This is a genomic window from Microcoleus sp. LAD1_D5 (assembly GCF_036702115.1).
In the GTDB taxonomy this organism is placed as follows: Bacteria; Cyanobacteriota; Cyanobacteriia; order Cyanobacteriales; family Microcoleaceae; genus Microcoleus.
Genome location: NZ_JAUBSA010000017.1, coordinates 46,836 through 63,853, shown reverse-complemented (window position 1 = coordinate 63,853; position 17,018 = coordinate 46,836). Strand labels below are relative to the sequence as shown.

Annotated in this window: 12 protein-coding genes; 5 read left to right on the top strand and 7 right to left on the bottom strand. The window is 47.2% G+C overall.

Annotation, left to right across the window (positions count from 1 at the left end; translation table 11 throughout):
* The first annotated feature begins 209 nt into the window (after positions 1–209).
* Positions 210–3,617 (top strand): PAS domain S-box protein, encoded by a 3,408-nt coding sequence (locus QUA70_RS10335; protein WP_333346720.1) that lies wholly within the window; start codon positions 210–212, stop codon positions 3,615–3,617.
* A gap of 112 nt (positions 3,618–3,729) precedes the next feature.
* Here the strand turns inward: QUA70_RS10335 and QUA70_RS10330 are convergent, their stop codons facing one another.
* Positions 3,730–5,022, bottom strand: coding sequence for a HEAT repeat domain-containing protein (locus QUA70_RS10330; protein ID WP_333330711.1), 1,293 nt, complete (start codon positions 5,020–5,022; stop codon positions 3,730–3,732).
* A 224-nt stretch (positions 5,023–5,246) separates the two neighbouring features.
* Between QUA70_RS10330 and QUA70_RS10325 the strand changes: the two genes are divergently transcribed.
* The gene (locus tag QUA70_RS10325; RefSeq protein ID WP_333330709.1) at positions 5,247–6,116 is read left to right on the top strand and encodes a lipid kinase; all 870 of its coding nucleotides are present in this window, start codon (positions 5,247–5,249) and stop codon (positions 6,114–6,116) included.
* 169 nt (positions 6,117–6,285) lie between these two features.
* Here QUA70_RS10325 and QUA70_RS10320 read toward each other — a convergent pair whose 3' ends face one another.
* The 4 genes from QUA70_RS10320 to hemW form a co-directional block, all read right to left on the bottom strand.
* Complete coding sequence (locus tag QUA70_RS10320) at positions 6,286–7,851, bottom strand: FAD-binding oxidoreductase (protein ID WP_333346722.1); 1,566 nt, start codon at positions 7,849–7,851, stop codon at positions 6,286–6,288.
* Positions 7,852–8,033: 182 nt separating this feature from the next.
* Positions 8,034–8,306 (bottom strand): DUF1830 domain-containing protein, encoded by a 273-nt coding sequence (locus tag QUA70_RS10315; RefSeq protein ID WP_333330704.1) that lies wholly within the window; start codon positions 8,304–8,306, stop codon positions 8,034–8,036.
* Positions 8,307–8,408: 102 nt separating this feature from the next.
* Positions 8,409–8,669 (bottom strand): hypothetical protein, encoded by a 261-nt coding sequence (locus tag QUA70_RS10310; RefSeq protein ID WP_333330701.1) that lies wholly within the window; start codon positions 8,667–8,669, stop codon positions 8,409–8,411.
* A gap of 227 nt (positions 8,670–8,896) precedes the next feature.
* Complete coding sequence (hemW, locus tag QUA70_RS10305) at positions 8,897–10,264, bottom strand: radical SAM family heme chaperone HemW (RefSeq protein WP_333330699.1); 1,368 nt, start codon at positions 10,262–10,264, stop codon at positions 8,897–8,899.
* A gap of 374 nt (positions 10,265–10,638) precedes the next feature.
* On the opposite strand from hemW, the gene QUA70_RS10300 reads away from it, so the two are divergent.
* Entirely contained in the window at positions 10,639–11,718 is a 1,080-nt protein-coding gene (locus tag QUA70_RS10300; protein WP_333330696.1) for a PIN/TRAM domain-containing protein, read from the top strand.
* A gap of 12 nt (positions 11,719–11,730) precedes the next feature.
* The gene (locus QUA70_RS10295) at positions 11,731–11,916 is read left to right on the top strand and encodes a hypothetical protein (RefSeq protein ID WP_333410394.1); all 186 of its coding nucleotides are present in this window, start codon (positions 11,731–11,733) and stop codon (positions 11,914–11,916) included.
* Positions 11,917–12,028: 112 nt separating this feature from the next.
* Here the strand turns inward: QUA70_RS10295 and QUA70_RS10290 are convergent, their stop codons facing one another.
* Positions 12,029–12,601, bottom strand: coding sequence for a Uma2 family endonuclease (locus QUA70_RS10290; protein ID WP_333346724.1), 573 nt, complete (start codon positions 12,599–12,601; stop codon positions 12,029–12,031).
* Positions 12,602–13,133: 532 nt separating this feature from the next.
* On the opposite strand from QUA70_RS10290, the gene QUA70_RS10285 reads away from it, so the two are divergent.
* Positions 13,134–14,381 carry an MFS transporter gene (locus QUA70_RS10285; protein WP_333346727.1) on the top strand — a complete coding sequence of 416 codons (1,248 nt, stop codon included), beginning with the start codon at positions 13,134–13,136 and terminating at the stop codon, positions 14,379–14,381.
* A gap of 206 nt (positions 14,382–14,587) precedes the next feature.
* On the opposite strand, the gene QUA70_RS10280 is transcribed toward QUA70_RS10285, so the two are convergent.
* Positions 14,588–16,798, bottom strand: coding sequence for a Tex family protein (locus tag QUA70_RS10280; RefSeq protein WP_333346730.1), 2,211 nt, complete (start codon positions 16,796–16,798; stop codon positions 14,588–14,590).
* Positions 16,799–17,018 lie beyond the last annotated feature (220 nt).

Sequence of the window (17,018 nt, the reverse complement as noted above, 5' to 3'; positions counted from 1 at the left end):
ATTATAGTACCTCACTCTCCCTCCACCTCTCAATAAATCTACTAATATTGCAAGCAGGTTAAAACCTGCAGTGAACTTTCCTCTCCGGACTAAAGTCACTCTTGTTTTCTGTTTTTTTGTGTATAAACTAGAAACTAGCGGGTCAGCAACACAAGTGCAACTAGGATCGATCGCACAGGAAAGCCGAAATGCTGCCATTTATTAAGATTATGTCATTTAACCACAATTTTATTCCGCCAGATGGCTGTTCCCAGTGGCAACCCCAGTTGATGGGACTGCACGCGGTCAGCGATGTGTTAATTGCCTTGACTTATTACTCAATTCCAGCAATTCTGACATACTTTGCCCGGAAGCAGCGGAACGTGCCTTTGACCAAGGAGTTTCTCCTATTGGGAGCCTGGTTTTTCTGCGGCGGGACAACTCACTTGATGCAAGTTTGGATGCTGGTGCATCCCAGCTACTGGCTGTCAAGTTCGATCGCCGCCGTTACCGCTATGATCTCTTTGTGGGCTGTAGCGTCCCTGATACCCTGGATTTCTCAAATGTTGGCTGTGGCTGAGGCGGCCTCTTTACCAGCAAATACGGCGCTGGGAACCCAAAAGGTCGATCGACCGCAAGCCGACTCTGCTATTAAAAATTCCGTCCCCTCCCCCACAACCGAACTCCAGCAAATTAACCAGCAATTGCTTGCAGAAATAACCCAGCGCGAGCGAGTCGAGGAACTTTTGCTTGACGCTGTAGGCAAGCTGCAAGAAAGTGAAGAACGCTTCCGCGTTTTTCAGGAATTATCTCTAGATGGATTTAACGTGTTTCGCAGCATTCGTGACGAATTCACAATTGTGGATTTTGAATGGGAATACGTCAATCCCGCAGCGGCAAAAATTCAGCAGAGTACCCCGGACGAATTAATAGGCAAGCGATTGCTGCAAGTCCTGCCCGGTCATAAAGATAGCGGCTTGTTCGACCGTTACGTCCAAGTTTTAGAAACAGGAATTCCCCTCGATACCGAGATTTATTACAACAGCGAAAGCGAAGGCATTGTCGGCTGGTTTCGGATTATGACCGTTAAATTGGGCGACGGCATTGCTATTTCTTTTGGCGATATTACTGGACGCAAGCAAGTAGAAGCATCCCTGCGCGAGGCACTGCAAAAACTCACTTCTCATTTTGAAAACACACCCCTAGCGGTGATTGAGTGGGATGAAAACTTTCGGCTCAGCGGGTGGTCGCCGGCAGCCCAGAAGATTTTTGGGTGGAATGCAACAGAAGTTTTAGGTAAGCACTTTAGCGAAGCGAACTTTATTTGTCAGGGTGATTCTGAAGATGTAAAATCGGCAATTTATAGTTTAAGAAACCCACGAGATCGCTGCAATGTAGTTAGCAACAGCAATTATAATAAGTCCGGTTCGTTGCTGCACTGTGAATGGTACAATTCGGCTTTTTACAGCGATTCAGGAAAGTTGATATCGGTGCTGTCTCTGGTTTTGGACGTGACGGAACGCTTTAAATTTCTGGAAGTGCTGCGACAGTCTGAAGAGCGGTTTCGGATTGCGGCAGAAAGCGCCAGCGATTTGATTTACGAATGGGATATCGAGACCGACATCGTGCTGTGGTTCGGTCACGTAGACCAAAATTTGGAGTACGAAAAAGGCGGATTCCCGAGGACGAGAACAGCTTGGAACAGTATCTTGCACCCGATCGACCGCGATCGAGTTTTGGCCGCTGTCGATCGGTATTTGAGTGCCCCAGACATTTCGGCCGCCCCATTTTTTCAGGAATACCGCGTTCAGTGCCAGCGGGGCCGCTTGCTCCACTGGATCGATCGGGGCAAAGCAGTGCTTGACAAACAAGGCAATCCCTGCAAATGGATCGGCGTGATTAGCGACATCACCGCTCGCAAAGAGGCCGAAGAACAGCGGAATATAGCCTTGGCGAGGGAACAGGTCGCCCGCCGCCAAGCCGAAGCCAGCGAACAGTTGTACCGCGTCCTCGCTGAAGCCATCCCGCAAATAGTTTGGACTGCAACAGCCGACGGCTGGTTCGACTACTACAACCAGCGCTGGTTTGAATATACTGGCTTGACGCTGGAGGAAACTCAAGGCTGGGGATGGCAGCTAGCCCTGCATCCAGATGAGGTGGAAGATGCTGTAGAAAGCTGGAAGACCTCGGTGGAGACAGGGAAGACTTACGAGGTGGAATACCGCTTTAAACGGGCATCTGACGGAGCTTACCGCTGGCATCTGGGCAGGGCATTGCCTGTGCGGGACGCTGAGGGGAAAATTCTCAAATGGTTCGGGACTTGTACTGATATTGACGATCGCCAGCGATCGGCCCAAACAGCCTATTTTAGCGCTCAAGCTTTGGCTTTGCTGTCGTCGGCTTCCCTGGATTACGAGAAGGCGCTGCAAGGTTTGGCAGATTTAACAGTACCGGGGCTGGGGGATTGGTGCTGTGTGCATTTGCTTGATGCCGACGGCTCGATCCGCTTGCAAGCAGTTGCTCACTCAGATCCGAGTAAAGTCGCTCTGGTGTGGCAAATCGATCGGCGTATGCCACTCGACCCCCAGGGACGGCACGGAGTAGCAAAGGTGCTACGGACTGGTGAGTCGAAGCTCTACCCAGAAATACCGGAATGGGTGATCGAGGCGGTTGTGCCGGACAGGGAACTGCAGTTGGTGCTGCGCTCCCAATCCCAGGTGCTGTCGGCAATCTGCGTGCCGCTGATCGCTCGCGGGCGGACGCTGGGAGCGATTTCGTTGCTGTGCGGGGAGTCGGGCCGCCGCTGCGGGGAGGAGGATTTGGTTTTGCTGGAGGATTTGGCGCGCGATGCGGCGGTGGCGATCGACAATGCGCGGCTTTACCGGGAAGCAGCGGAAGCCAACCGGATTAAAGACCAGTTTTTGGGAACGCTTTCTCACGAGTTGCGGACGCCTCTGAACGCCATTTTGGGCTGGGCGCAGATGCTGCGGCAGCGCCAGATGAGTCCAGAAAAAACGGCTGTGGGTTTGGAGACTATTGAGCGAAACGCGCGGTTGCAGACTCAGATGATTGAAGATTTGCTGGACGTTTCCCGGATTGTCAGCGGCAAAGTGTGTTTGAAGCTGTTCCCGGTGGATTTGGTGCGGATTGTAGAAACGGCGGTGAAGGCGCTGAGCCCTGATGCTGAAGCTAGGGGAATTGAATTGGCGAGTTTTTGTGGCGAAGGGGTGAGCGTGGTGAGGGGCGATGCTACTCGTTTGCAGCAGGTGGTGTCTAATTTGCTCTCGAATGCTATTAAGTTTACGCCGCCGTCGGGTCGCGTGGAAATCACGCTCTCGGAGGATGGGGAACCGGGAGCAGCGGGTGGCGCCATCTTGTCTGGGCCGTCTCCGGTTCACTCTGTTTCGATCGTTGTCAGAGATACCGGGATTGGCATCAGCAAGGAGTTTTTGCCCTTTGTGTTCGATCGCTTCCGCCAAGCTGACAGCACTTCTACGCGCAATTACGGCGGTCTGGGACTGGGATTGGCGATCGTCCGCCATCTCGTGGAACTCCACGGCGGCAGTGTCTGGGCCGAAAGTCCTGGGGAAGGACTCGGATCGACTTTCGGAGTGCGATTGCCGATTGAGCAGAGCTAAAGTTTTGATTTTTCAGTTATCGAGTTCAAAATTCAATATTTAAGTTCTACGTAAGGTGCTTATGGCACACCCTAAATTTAAATGTTTTCCGCAAATCCGCTCGCTCTTGATTTTATTGCCATTCTTGCAATGCGATCGCAATTCCGTGTTTTAATCTTGGTTCGAGACTCTCTTGCTTAACTAAGTTTTCTAATTTCTGCCTGGCCTCGGCAGCACCTAGCTGTTTGAGCGCTGCCATGCAGTGCAGCCTGACGCTGCTGTCTGCGTCGCCCAACATTGAAATCAGAGCATCTAGCCCTCTCATATCTCCTAATTTTCCTAAACCTAAAGCTAAAGATTTTTTGCTAACTGCCTCCTGCACGACCGGATGACCTGTTTTCACCAAATCAATCAGAATTTCAGCAGCAACAGCTTTTAATTCCGGCTTTTCTACTCGCCATAAAACAGTGACTATCTCTTGATAAACAGTAGAATTTATGTTAGTAAATTGCGCCATTAATATCTGATGTAAATATGCTAAAGCGGTTGCAGTTTCCATCCAGCTTAGGGCGCGCACAGTTTCGATTTGCAATTCAACCGGAGTTGTGGGCGATCGCAGCAATTCAAATAAAGCAGCCGCTGCAGCATCGGTTTTCACTCGCCCGATCGCGATCGCCGCTTGCTGACAAACTTCTAATCGGATGTCCGAAAGCAAAGGTTTGAGCAAGTTAACTAAATCTAATTCTCCATCTAAATAGGGGCGCACCCCGAAAGATCGCACGGCTTCTTTTCTGACTGCTGTCGCCGGATCTTTGAGCGCTGCTACCAGTATCGGCGGGATGCGGGAGTCGTGAAAGCTGCTCAGGGCCTCGATTACGTGCGTCCGCACGGCAACTTGAGAGTCTCCGACTACGCTCAACAGCGGTGCGATGGTTTCAGTGCGCCGAATTTGGGCGAGTGCTGCTGTTGCAAACAGTCGCGAGTCTTCTTGGAGTAGGAGAGTCGCGAGGGATTCTATGGCTGTCGGGCCCAAATTCCCTAGGGTTTCGGCGGCGATTTGGCTCAATTCTTCGTCGGAATTTTTGACCAATTCTACTAAAGCTTGAATCACTTCTGGGCGATCGAACTTTCCGAGAATGCGGGCTGCAAACCACCGGGGTTCCGTGTCAGCGTCTTCGTCTTCGAGCACGGCAATTAAAGGTGCGATCGCGCCATTTCCCAGATTGGGCAATACTTTAGCAATTTCCCAACGGTCTTGAAAATCGCCCCATTCCAAGGCTTCTATTGCTAAACTGACAGCTTGCTCTAAAATGTCTTGTTCCTGCGGCTTGCCACCCTTGGCTGTCACTTGCTGCAAGCATTCGACTAACCCTGGCCAGTTTTGGCGATCGGCAGCGACTTGCGCTTTTTCTAAAATATTACACATGAGTTTAAATTAAGTTCGATCGAGAAGCGAGGTTTTTTGCTGCTAGGTCAGAGCGGGAGGTACTTTTTAGGAATCTTTTGCTACAATTATCCATTTTTTGACATTTTTGTCAATCCATCATAACTGGTAAAATGGAAGTAAAGCATTAATTTCATCCAGTTAAGGCATCAAGGTATACTTTTTGTAATTAAAAACGCTCAATATTCCTAATTAAAAATTAACAAATGAAGAAAGCTCTACTTTTAGTAAACCAGCACTCCCGAAAAGGGCAACAGCTCTTATCTCAAGCCACTGTAGAATTAGAAGCATTGGGTTTTGAGTTAATTGTAGAATCTACCGACCACGCCCGCGAACTTCCAGACACAATTCGGCGCTACCAAAATCAAGTCGAATTAGTAATAATCGGCGGGGGCGACGGCACTCTCAACGCCGCCATAGAAGGTTTGATAGATACCAAGTTACCCTTGGGTATTTTGCCGATGGGAACGGCTAACGACCTAGCCCGCACTCTGGGAATTCCTACAGATTTATCAGCAGCTTGTCAAGTCATTGCCAGCGGTAAAGTTCGGCTAATAGACTTAGGTTGGGTGAACGGCCAGCATTTTTTTAATGTGGCGAGTTTGGGATTGAGCGTGCAAATTAGCCAGCGGCTGACTAAAGACGTAAAGCAGCGCTGGGGAGTGTTAGCTTATGCTTTTACTGCTTTACAGACACTTTTTTCAGCGCGACCGTTCCGAGCAGAAATTAAGGTAAAAAACCAATCTTTTAATGTTAAAACTATTCAAATTGCCATTGGCAATGGCCGCTATTACGGAGGTGGCATGACAGTTGCCGAGGATGCCACAATCGACGACAAGCGACTGGATTTGTACAGTTTGGAAATAAAAAACTGGTGGGAAATCATTGCTTTGCTGCCAGCTATGAGGCAAGGAAATCATACCAGTTGGCCTAACGTTCGCGCCTTGCACGCTCAAGAATTTGAGGTTAATACTAGCAAACGCCGTCCGATTAATACTGACGGTGAAATCACAACTCACACGCCTGCACAATTCCGAGTGATTCCCCAAGCTTTAGCAGTTATAGCTCCTTCATAACTCACAACTAATATATCAGTTAACTGGTTCCCAGGCTGGAGCCTGGGAACCCATCTAGAGGCCCTGCCTCGGTGCCGAAAATGGAGGCAGAGCCTCGGAATCTGCGTTACCATGCTCCAGCCTGGTAACGAGTAATTTTCTTGTGCAACAGGCCGGAGAGCCTGTTCACTTAATAATCGCCTCCAGCGCCGTATTGCCACGCTTCAACTAATCGGTGAAAATAGTATTGCTGTTCCGGTGCTAAATTTTTTACCTGCGGTTCTACTGCTTTCCCCAAAGGCTGCAATCCCGTATAAATTCCTAAATTTACATAATGAACCATCCAATCGAGCAAATTAGCTATTCCTACCTGCGGGATAATTTTCATAACTAATCCGGGATGGCTAATTGCTGTTTTAAACAGAGTTTGTGACAAAGCCGGAAACAGCACGATATCTTGAAGAAACGGTTTGAGTACGGGTTCTCCCAACTCTTCCATAACCTGAAAGACGGCAGCCAAAAGTTGATTGATTTGATTGGGGTCTATTTTTTGATTCATTGCAGCACTCATCGAACGCTGAAACAACCAGGTAACTGATAGATTCGGCTGGTAGGGTTGCAAAAGTGCGAGGGAATTTTTGCTGAGACTGTCGCTTGTCAAAGCTTCGTCAATTCCTAGAGTCAATCGTTTGAGGTGGCGTACCATTGCCCCGAAACCGCCGAAGCTGAGGGGAGATTGGCTACCGCTGCTGTCTCCGACTGGAAGTATGCGATTCCAAGGGGTTTTTAGAGGACTTTGGCGATAGCAGGGGAAGAATCCGTAGAGTGCTCTTTGGAATTTTAACTGTTCGAGTTCGACGTTTTGATATTGGGGAAGCAAGCGCAAATAGTCTTCAAATAATGTTTCTAAACTGAATCTTTCTGTGTCGGCGTCTATGTAGGTAAATAAGTAGGTGGTGCGGCCGTCTCTGGCTGGAAATGCTTCCCAAAAATATTGGCACTGATTTTGCATGGGGGTGAAGGATGCAAATATATCCCCAGTGTCGTTTTTGGGGTATCCTTGAGCGCAACTGCCGACTACTAAACATACGGCGTCGGGTTTTTTGCCTTGTCTTGCTTGGCGATCAATGGGCGAAAAATGTCCCATTGCGTCTAATAATAATCGGGTTTTAAATAAAGTTTTAGCAGCTTGTGCATCGGTATTTTCCGATTCTACAAGAACTCCATCTGGGTGAATTGTTGCTGTTTTAAATGGTGTATTTTCAAATAGTTGTCCTCCTGATTTTAGAAATCGCTGCTTGAGGGTTTCGAGGAGGTAAACTGGGTCTATTCCGATGTTTAGTACGTCGCGTACCCAAATGTCTGGGGTGTTGGCAAAGCTGATGCGGGCTGGGTTGTATTCGGTGGCTATTGCTTGTTCTATCTCTGCAACAGATAGCAAATTTAGTTCTAAGAATGCGTCTAATTCTTTGCGAGAAATGTTCCATTCTTGCTCGCGTCCTCTCAGGATGCCACGTTCGAGCAAGGCTACTCGCCAACCCCGCAGGACTAAGGCTGTACCGATTAATATTCCTAGGGTTCCGCCGCCGATAACTATGTCGAAGTCGAGGTTTTCGAGAGGTTGTTGGCTGTGCTTGACTGCTTGGGGTGCTGGTGCGGTGTTTTGTTTGAGGTTTTCCCAAAGTCGATCGACCTTTCGCAGGCCTCCGAGGGCGTCTCCTGGCATTTGGGAGAGGATTTGTTCGGTGAGGGACATCGGGTTTTAGTATTAAACAGTGGTGGATTTTTTATAATTTAGCTTAGATCAACGTTTCCGACAGTTTCAGGGCTGAGGCATGGGTGGCGAGAATCACGGAGTTTTTATAATCATACAGAGAAACCCGCTTTCTGAAAAAAACCGGGTTTCTACCTCTCGTTGGTAAGTCTGGGGAATTATCTTCAATCAGCCGTGCTTAATTCTTCAACTCGCAGCCGATCGCACAAAATTCGCTCGCACACTATACCACCCGTCTCCGCACTCCTGCAAACTTCTAACTGAGCTTCCGGCAGCGCTTCAAACAAAAAACGTTCCCCCGGAAACACCGTCCGCTCAAAATACCAATTAGGAATATTTGTAATTCTAGCGATTTGCACTTTGCTAGTATTATTAAGATACCAACACAAAATGCGGGATTGAGGTTCTGAAATTACCTGATTCAGTGTCAAATTCATGTTTTTAACTTGTTTGGGAAAGTGTGCGATCGAACAACCAGTGGCCTAAGCTTACTCTAGCATATCACCAGTTCAAAAAAAATTTTAAAACCTTTTTTTGAGTTAATTAATAAAGACCCCCGAGGCAACCTTGACGCCTTCCACCTGCTCCCAAGTAGGTGCAAAAGGCGGCATTGCTAAAGCGCAAGATTTCCATCCTCCCCGAACAGGTGCATTCAACAATTGACAGTGACCGACTGAACCTCTTTGCACTTTATAGTGACCGCAAAAATTACACTGAGAAGTCGGATTGCAGCCGCGCTCCTTAATTACCAGATTCGGCTTGCTGTGGATGTTGTTGCGTTCGAGGGTTAGAGTTTCCATCAAAGTATTTTTTAAATCTTCGCTCTCAAGTATGACAGCCGCATCTCAGTCCCTGCGTCTATCTCAAGGCTTAGTTCGCCTTTAAGATTTGTTTAGGGATCGATAGAAAATAGAGCATTTTTGACAAAATAAAGCTAGGGAGCAATTGAATTTGTTTCGGGTCGCATTGGCGGCCCCGGCTTTAGGAATGCTCGCGCTTGCCTGGGGATATACTTCCTCAGACAGAGCTAATTATCCTCGCCTAACTTGCTGAACAAATCGGCTAAAATTGTATTAGAAAATAAAAAACCTTCGGGATCGCTCAACCTCAAATTTCCCGACAATGGCAGTTTCGCGCCCTCACCTAAAGTTGCGTGAAGCGGAGCTATCCCGTAGGGAATAGCCCCATCCTCCGTCCTAATTTCCACCCATCCTTGCCGCCAGTAGGGCTGCAAACAACGCCAAATTTTATCAACCGTTTGCTGAGTAAACTTTTGAGTCAGCGCCGACAGGCTAACTCCTTCTGCTAAACGCAAACCTAGCATCAGCGTTTCTAACAAAATGTCATTTTCTGAGACTTGAAAATTTTGCTCAATTGCTGGGTAAATATCCTGCTGGGTTTCCCCCCCAATTTGAGGAGTAGCTGGGGAATTGAGGCCAGAGATCGATCGCACCCACTGATAATATTCTTGAGTTTTGCGAGGCCTTGTCAACCTGCGGCCTTCCACGTAACTCGCCGCCCCCATTCCCAAACCGTAATAAGGGCGATTTTCCCAATAAACGCGGTTGTGGCGGCACTGATAGCCATCGCGAGCGTAATTAGAAATTTCGTAATGTTCGTAGCCAGCCCCCGTCAGAATTTCCCTTGCTAAACGGTACATTCCAGCAGCGGTCTCATCTGCTGGTAGCGGCTGTGCGCCTGCTTCAAAGTTGCGCCCGAAAGCCGTTCCCTGCTCAACAATTAAGTCGTAACTCGACAGGTGAGTCGGGCTAATTTCCACCGCCGCTTTCAGGGAAGCTTCCCACTGTTCTAAAGTTTGGTGCGGCAGTCCCGAAATTAGGTCTAAACTGAAATTGACAATACCAGCCGATCGCACTATTTCTACTGCTTCAAAAATATCAGCGACTGAGTGCGATCGCCCGCAAGCTTGCAGCAATTCATCTTGAAAAGCTTGCACTCCCAAACTAACTCGATTTACTCCCGCCGCTGCATATCCCCGCAACTGTTCTAAAGTAAACGTACCCGGGTCTATTTCTATAGAAATTTCCGCCTCAGCAGCAATCCCAAATTTGCCGTCGAGAGTCTCTAAAATATTGCTCAACTGACTCACAGAAAGCAGCGAAGGCGTGCCGCCACCAAAAAAAACTGTTTTCAGAGATGCGCCTAAATTTGGAGTTTCTTCAATTTCTTGACACAGTACAGCCACGTATTGGACGATGGTGCCGGAATTCTCGCCATTTTTGCGATCGCCCACCACAAAAACCGGAAAATCGCAGTAGTAACAGCGGCGACGACAAAAAGGTATGTGCAGGTAAGCCGAACTGGGAATGCCGGAATTTGTCGCTTGCACACTTTTTTTTAATTCAAATGTTAAATAATCGGTGGTAGGGTTCATTACATTTCAAGCCGAAAGCGCCACTTCAAATCTAAAGTTTTAATTAAACAATCATGAATAATTATGTATATTATGACATTTTATTACCAAAAAAGCGCTGCGAACGATCGGCTCTTTTAATTTAACCTCGTACCAGTTTTGAGCGGCCAAAATTCCCCAACAGCCCGCAGGGCGGTCTATTCGCACCTCGTGCCTGCTTTCGGCGGGGCGCGCTAGATGCCGCTCGACTCCCTCGCACATCCCCCAAAGGGTACAACGGGTAAATATAAGTTTATAAAAATCCCTCAGTAAATATAGCGATATCCGACCAAAAGATGAACACAAGTATCAGCACTGGAAAGATATAATGTGAACAAATTCATTAACCTAGAACAATGTTAGATGCAATCATAATTATCTCATTCGTAATCGCAGGCGGAGGCATTGGCTATTACGGAGTCGAACTCCTGCCAAGCAACCTGCTGCTGCAAGTTACAAATATACAAGGTTTAAGTTCTGTACTAGGTTCCTTTGGAGCATTAATCGGCTTCGTGATGGGATTAGTAGCTCAAACAACCTACCGCCGGGTGGAAAAACAAGTCCGCGATATGCCAGTGGAGATGCTGCTGACGCGGGCGATCGGCTTAATCATCGGACTGCTAGTAGCGAACTTAATGTTGGCTCCGCTTTTCCTGCTGCCCATTCCCCGCGAGTTCGGCTTCATCAAACCTCTAGTCGCAGTCTTGGGAAGCGTAATGTTTGGCTTCACAGGCGTCAGTTTGACCGACACCCACGGCCGCGCTTTCTTGCGACTTATCAACCCCAAAAGCTTAGACACGGTGTTGGTAGCCGAAGGTACTTTCAAACCAGCAAGTGCCAAAGTTGTCGATACTAGCTGCATTATTGACGGCCGGATTGAAAACCTGCTAGAAACAGGTTTCCTCGAAGGTCAAATTATCGTGCCGCAATTCGTTCTCCAAGAACTGCAACTGGTAGCTGATTCCGGCAACGATCAAAAGCGAGTGCGCGGGCGCCGCGGCTTAGATGTACTCAACCGCATCAAAGAAACATATCCAGAACGGATTCAAATTCACTCGGCTGACTACGAAGATATTGCCACAGTCGATGCAAAATTAGTCCGATTTGCTTTGGATATCGACGGCATTTTGCTCACCAACGATTACAACTTATCGAAAGTAGCTACCGTCCAAAAACTGCCGGTTTTGAATATCAACGATTTGACTCATGCGGTGCGCCCCACTTATTTGCCCGGAGATACGATCGAACTAAAAATCCGCAAAGAAGGCAAAGAACCCTCTCAGGGAATCGGTTACTTAGATGACGGCACAATGGTTGTCGTAGAAGCAGGAAGCAGCTATGTCGGCGGCGAAGCCCGAGTCGTAGTCACCAGCGCCCTGCAAACTAGCGCTGGCCGCATGATATTCGCCCGCCCTCAAGAGTCCGTTATTGTTTGAAACTGAGTAACAATGGCCAGGGCAATCAGAATCAAATATTGCGATCGCTGTTCCCAATCTGCCCCGACTCTCTACCGCGCCCGGTATGACGAGTCGGGGCAGTGGTTTTTTTTGTGTCTTAAATGTTGGGGATCGGTAAGTAAAAACAATCCTTTTTACTTCTACGGCGGCACTTGGAAAGCCAGCAAGAAAAAATAGCAATTACCAGCTTCTTCTTCTTTTCTCTTCCTTCGCGTCCTTAGCGTCTTCGCGGTTCAATCATCTCAATATCTAATTCCGGATTATTCCATTGATTCTGGAGTAATTAAAATCAACTAATCTCGATCGCCTCTTCATACAATGTCTCGATCGCACAGCTAAAATTAACGCTAGCAAACTGAACTTCTTGCCCTTGAGTGTAAGGATAAAGCAGCCACAAACCCTCTACATTCCGTCGAAAACACTCTACACTAACTCTTTCTTGATTGATTAATACATACTCTTGCAAACTTTCAGAAGTGCGGTAATCAGCAAATTTATCGCCTCTGTCAAAAGCCGCTGTTGTCGCCGATAAAACTTCCACAATTAAGCGCGGGTAGCGAATGAAATCTTCCGCAGAATTTTTGTCTCCTTCATAACAACTCACCGCTACATCGGGATAGTAAAAAAAATTTGATGTCTCATTCCGAACTTTCATATCTGCCATGTAAGGCATACAACCACTTCCCCGAAGATGGTTTCTCAAAAGTACAGATACGTTCCCCATAATAATGACATGAGGTTTGCTTTCCCCTGCTTTTGCATAGATTTTCCCTTGCCTGTACTCGTGTTTGATGGGTCTGACTTTCTCGGTTGCTAAATAATCTTCAGGAGAGACGTAGGTGTCGCTTTTACTTGCAACCATATAATTTTAAGGTTGGTGAGGATTACACAATTATAGCCCAATACGCTTGGGTTAGCGCTTTCAGACGAATTTCATTTCACGCATTTATGAGAGTTCCAGACGTGTGAAAGAAAATCAGATTATTCTTATCTGAACCGTATTGTTTAATGTGTAGGTTTTCTCGCCACACATTCGATTCATGGGGAAATTGAATGCGATCGCAGAACCATCAAACAAACAACCTTGTGGGATTAAAAAATTTCTGTCAATGCGTAAATCCTAGCTTTGTTGATAACCTGAACTAATAAGTCTTATAAGAAATTCTGTATCTAAATATACACTTTTTGTATAAATCATGACATTTGTCAAGTTATTCTGACATTAAGGGCTATATTCCACAGCTTAGCTACAAAATTTGTAACCTCCAGAGTTGAGAAGGTACTCCAAGCTTTTACCAGGCTATGGGCTTTGGTTGTTGGCGTTGAGACTCCAGCTAAGTTCTCAGATTTTAGTCGTCCGTGAAATGTGATATGAGTTGAAATCTCTTAAATCCATGCCGAAATTAAAAGAATCTTTTAATCCCCCCCATACCGAACCAGCCGATTCCGCGATTCGTCTAAAGCAGCATAAAGACCTGTTTTCCTGGCTTTCGATCGCTGCGGGGCTAATTTTTCTACAGGGGTACATGATTGCTCCCCTGATTCCACGTTTGGCTGAAGTTTTTAATGTTCCGGTTCAGGAAATCGGCTTTATCGTTCCAGCCTATATGCTGTCCTATGCACTGATGGCATTATTCTTCGGTCTCCTGTCCGATCGCTTTGGTCGATGGTCTATTATTCGCATCTCGCTTGCTCTTTTTGTCATTTTCACCGCTTTAACTGCCACTGCTCAAAATGCTTCGCAGATGGCAAACTGGCGGCTATTAACCGGGATTGGAGCAAGTGGTGTGATTCCCCTTACGTTCGCCTTAATTGGCGATTTATTCCCGTTTGATCAGCGAGGTGCCAAGCTAGGATTGGTGTTTGCAGCAATGGAAGGGGGAATGGCAGCAGGCTCTGCGGGGGGAGCGATTCTTGAGCCATTTGTAGGTTGGCGATCGCTCTTTCTAGGTACTGCTGTGCTTGCTGCTGTTGTGCTTTGGCGACTTCATCCTTACGGCTCTTTATTTGATACACCAAAAGTCACCAAATTACCGCCTATTCGCCAAATCTTTAGGGGATACAGCCAGATATTAGCAACCTTTCGGGGAAAGCGTACATATGCTTATGTTCTGTGGAATGGTATCTACCACTCAGGGGTCTATACATGGCTAGGGTTGTATTTATCGCAACGGTACAGTATGGATGCCTTGAGCATTGGTTTAAACATTCTTGGGTACGGCATTCCCGGTTTATTGCTGAGTTCTTTCATTGGTCAAGCTGTCGATCGGTGGGGACGGCGTTGGCTCGTTCCAGCAGGGTTGGTCATGGCTGCTGTGGCTGGGATTGCAATGATTTTTGAGATTCCGCCAATGGGAACGACGATCGCAGTTCTTATTTTGTCTTTAGGGTATGACCTGACTCAACCGTTATTTGTCGGAATTGTGACCGATCTCGGAGATGACAACAATTTGGGCCAAACGATGGGACTGAAGGTATTTACTCTCTTTACTGGATTTGGTGTAGGCAGTCTCATATTTGGAGAGCTACTGCGCTTTGGGTTTGGGCCTTCTCTCGCTATCTTTGGTGGCATTCAGTTGATAACTGGTTTGATTGCAGTCCCACTATTCTGGCAGGAAGTCCCCTCTCGATTACGGGGTTAGCGACTGTTGCCCAAACCAATGTTGCATACATTAATACTGCTCAAATCATTGCGCTCACTGTTCTGTTGTAGACCATCTATAGAGCAATACGCTTGGGTTAGCCCTTTCAGACGAATTTCATTTCACGCATTTATGAGAGTTCCAGACTTTTGAAACACTCACCGCGCCTTCAGGCGCGGTGAGTATTTCAACTTTCCCCCAAAGTTTCAACGTCGCCGCGGGGCCGGAAGCCTCGCACTATTGCCATTTTGCGGTTGCGGTTTTTCTTGCAACTTCATCGTCAAACTAACCCGCTTTAACTTCTCATTCACCTCCAAAACCCGCACTTTCACAACTTGCCCGACTTTAACAATCTGTTTGGGGTCATCTACGAATCGATCGGCTAATTGAGAAACATGAACCAAACCATCTTGGTGCACTCCCACATCAACAAAGGCTCCAAAGTTAGCTACATTCGTGATTATGCCTTCTAATTCCATCCCAACTTGTAAATCGGAGATTTCTTTGATTCCTGCTTGGAAAGTGGCATATTTAAACTCGGCTCGCGGGTCTCTCCCCGGTTTTTCTAGTTCGGAAATAATGTCTCGGAGTGTTGGTTCACCCACTTTTTCTGTGACATATTTCTTGATATTTACAGTCTTGATTTTTTCCGATATTTGTGTTATTCCAGTCAGCGGCAAGTCTAAATCCTTGGCGATCGCCTGCACTACAGGATAACTTTCGGGATGAACTGCGGTATTGTCCAGGGGGTTTTCGCCGCCGCGAATGCGGAGAAACCCGGCTGCTTGCTCAAAAGCTTTTGGCCCGAGTTTGGGAACTTTCAGGAGTTGGCGGCGATTTTTAAATGCGCCGTTTTCGTTGCGGTAATTGACGATATTTTTGGCAACTGTTGCCGTCATTCCTGACACAAATGTCAGCAGTTCCTTGGAGGCTGTGTTTAAGTCAACTCCGACATAATTAACGCAGCTTTCGACTGTTTCGTCGAGTTTCTTTTTGAGCAGTTTTTGGTCAACATCGTGCTGGTATTGACCGACTCCTATTGATTTCGGGTCGATTTTCACGAGTTCGGCGAGGGGGTCTTGCAAGCGCCGTCCGATGCTGACTGCGCCGCGAACGGTGATGTCGAGGTCGGGAAATTCGGCGATCGCCACTTCGCTTGCTGAATAAATCGATGCACCGGATTCATTCACCATGACTTTAATCGGTTTTCTTTCCATTGCTGCCAAAACTTCCGAAACAAATTCGTCTGTTTCCCGGGAAGCTGTACCGTTGCCGATCGCGATTAATTCAATTTTATATTTTTCAATTAGATGCTTGACAATTTTACCAGCTTGCTGTCGCTGAGCCGCTGCTTGGTGGGGGAAAATTGCTTGATATTCTAAAAATTGCCCGGTTTCATCGAGGGCGGAAACTTTGCACCCCGTGCGAAATCCCGGATCGATCGCCAGTGTCGGTTTCATTCCCGCCGGCGCCGACAGCAGCAACTCGCGGAGGTTGGTTTCAAAAGTGGCGATCGACTCGATATCAGCGACGGCTTTGTTGTGCGATCGTACTTCCGTGATTAACGAAGTCTTCATCAGTCGGTTGAAGGCATCCTTCAAGGTCGATCGATAAAACTCTTTAACTTCCGGTATCCTAGTTCTAATTTCCTGAGATTCCAAATAAGCCATCACTGCGGATTCATCAAACGCCAGTTCCAAATCTAAAACCCCTTCCGTTTCCCCGCGAAACAGCGCTAACATATTGTGCGACTGAACGCTTCTCGCTGCAACTTGGTAATTGCGGTACATTTCAAATTTAGTGCTTCCTTCCGGGAAATCATCTTTAATTTTTGATACAAAAACTCCTGTTTTCATCAAAAATTCTCGCAAATAAGCCCGCAATTCTGCTTTCTCCGAAACCGCTTCCGCCAAAATATCCGCAGCACCTTTGAGAGCTTCTTCTGCTGTCTTCACTCCCTTTTCTTCCGAAATGTATTTAGCTGCTTCCGCCTCCAAGTCTGCTGGTTTAGCCGTCGGTAAGTTCAGACTTTTGATAAAATTTGCCAGCGGCTCCAAACCTTTTTCCCTAGCAATTGTCGCTCGCGTCCGCCGCTTGGGTTTGTAAGGCAGATAAAGGTCTTCTAGTTCGTTTTTTTGCAAACACGATTCGATTTTAGCTTGCAGTTCTTCAGTGAGTTTCCCCTGAGAGCTAATCGTCTCTAAAATCGATTTTTTGCGTTCTTCAATTTCCGTCAGATAGGTGAAGCGATCGGAGATGTCCCGCAACTGAATTTCATTCAGCAAATCCGTGCGTTCTTTGCGGTAGCGGGCAATAAACGGAATAGTTGCTCCCTCTGCGAAAAGTTCCAGAGCATTATTGACTTGAGACAGATTAATGGAAAGTTCTTGAGCAATCAGTTGAGGAATGTCGATCATAGTGCAGAATTTCGGAGCAGTCAATTTTAGATTTTAGATTTTAGATTTTAGATTAACTTCACAGACGAGAGGAAGAACAGGGATCATTCCGATTTTGTTAAAATCGTTTTCTAGGAGTGCGACAGTCCCGCACAGCAAAGCCGATATATCTCCCTTATAGCTCTCCGGCTTGCACTCCCGTGAAAGCCTCTTTGGGATGTTCCCGTGATGTTAGCATAAA

Coding starts and splice junctions, on each gene's coding strand:
- QUA70_RS10335 (WP_333346720.1), top strand. CDS start 210: ATGTCATTTAACCACAATTTTATTCCGCCAGATGGCTGTTCCCAGTGG.
- QUA70_RS10330 (WP_333330711.1), bottom strand. CDS start 5,022: ATGTGTAATATTTTAGAAAAAGCGCAAGTCGCTGCCGATCGCCAAAAC.
- QUA70_RS10325 (WP_333330709.1), top strand. CDS start 5,247: ATGAAGAAAGCTCTACTTTTAGTAAACCAGCACTCCCGAAAAGGGCAA.
- QUA70_RS10320 (WP_333346722.1), bottom strand. CDS start 7,851: ATGTCCCTCACCGAACAAATCCTCTCCCAAATGCCAGGAGACGCCCTC.
- QUA70_RS10315 (WP_333330704.1), bottom strand. CDS start 8,306: ATGAATTTGACACTGAATCAGGTAATTTCAGAACCTCAATCCCGCATT.
- QUA70_RS10310 (WP_333330701.1), bottom strand. CDS start 8,669: ATGGAAACTCTAACCCTCGAACGCAACAACATCCACAGCAAGCCGAAT.
- hemW (WP_333330699.1), bottom strand. CDS start 10,264: ATGAACCCTACCACCGATTATTTAACATTTGAATTAAAAAAAAGTGTG.
- QUA70_RS10300 (WP_333330696.1), top strand. CDS start 10,639: ATGTTAGATGCAATCATAATTATCTCATTCGTAATCGCAGGCGGAGGC.
- QUA70_RS10295 (WP_333410394.1), top strand. CDS start 11,731: ATGGCCAGGGCAATCAGAATCAAATATTGCGATCGCTGTTCCCAATCT.
- QUA70_RS10290 (WP_333346724.1), bottom strand. CDS start 12,601: ATGGTTGCAAGTAAAAGCGACACCTACGTCTCTCCTGAAGATTATTTA.
- QUA70_RS10285 (WP_333346727.1), top strand. CDS start 13,134: ATGCCGAAATTAAAAGAATCTTTTAATCCCCCCCATACCGAACCAGCC.
- QUA70_RS10280 (WP_333346730.1), bottom strand. CDS start 16,798: ATGATCGACATTCCTCAACTGATTGCTCAAGAACTTTCCATTAATCTG.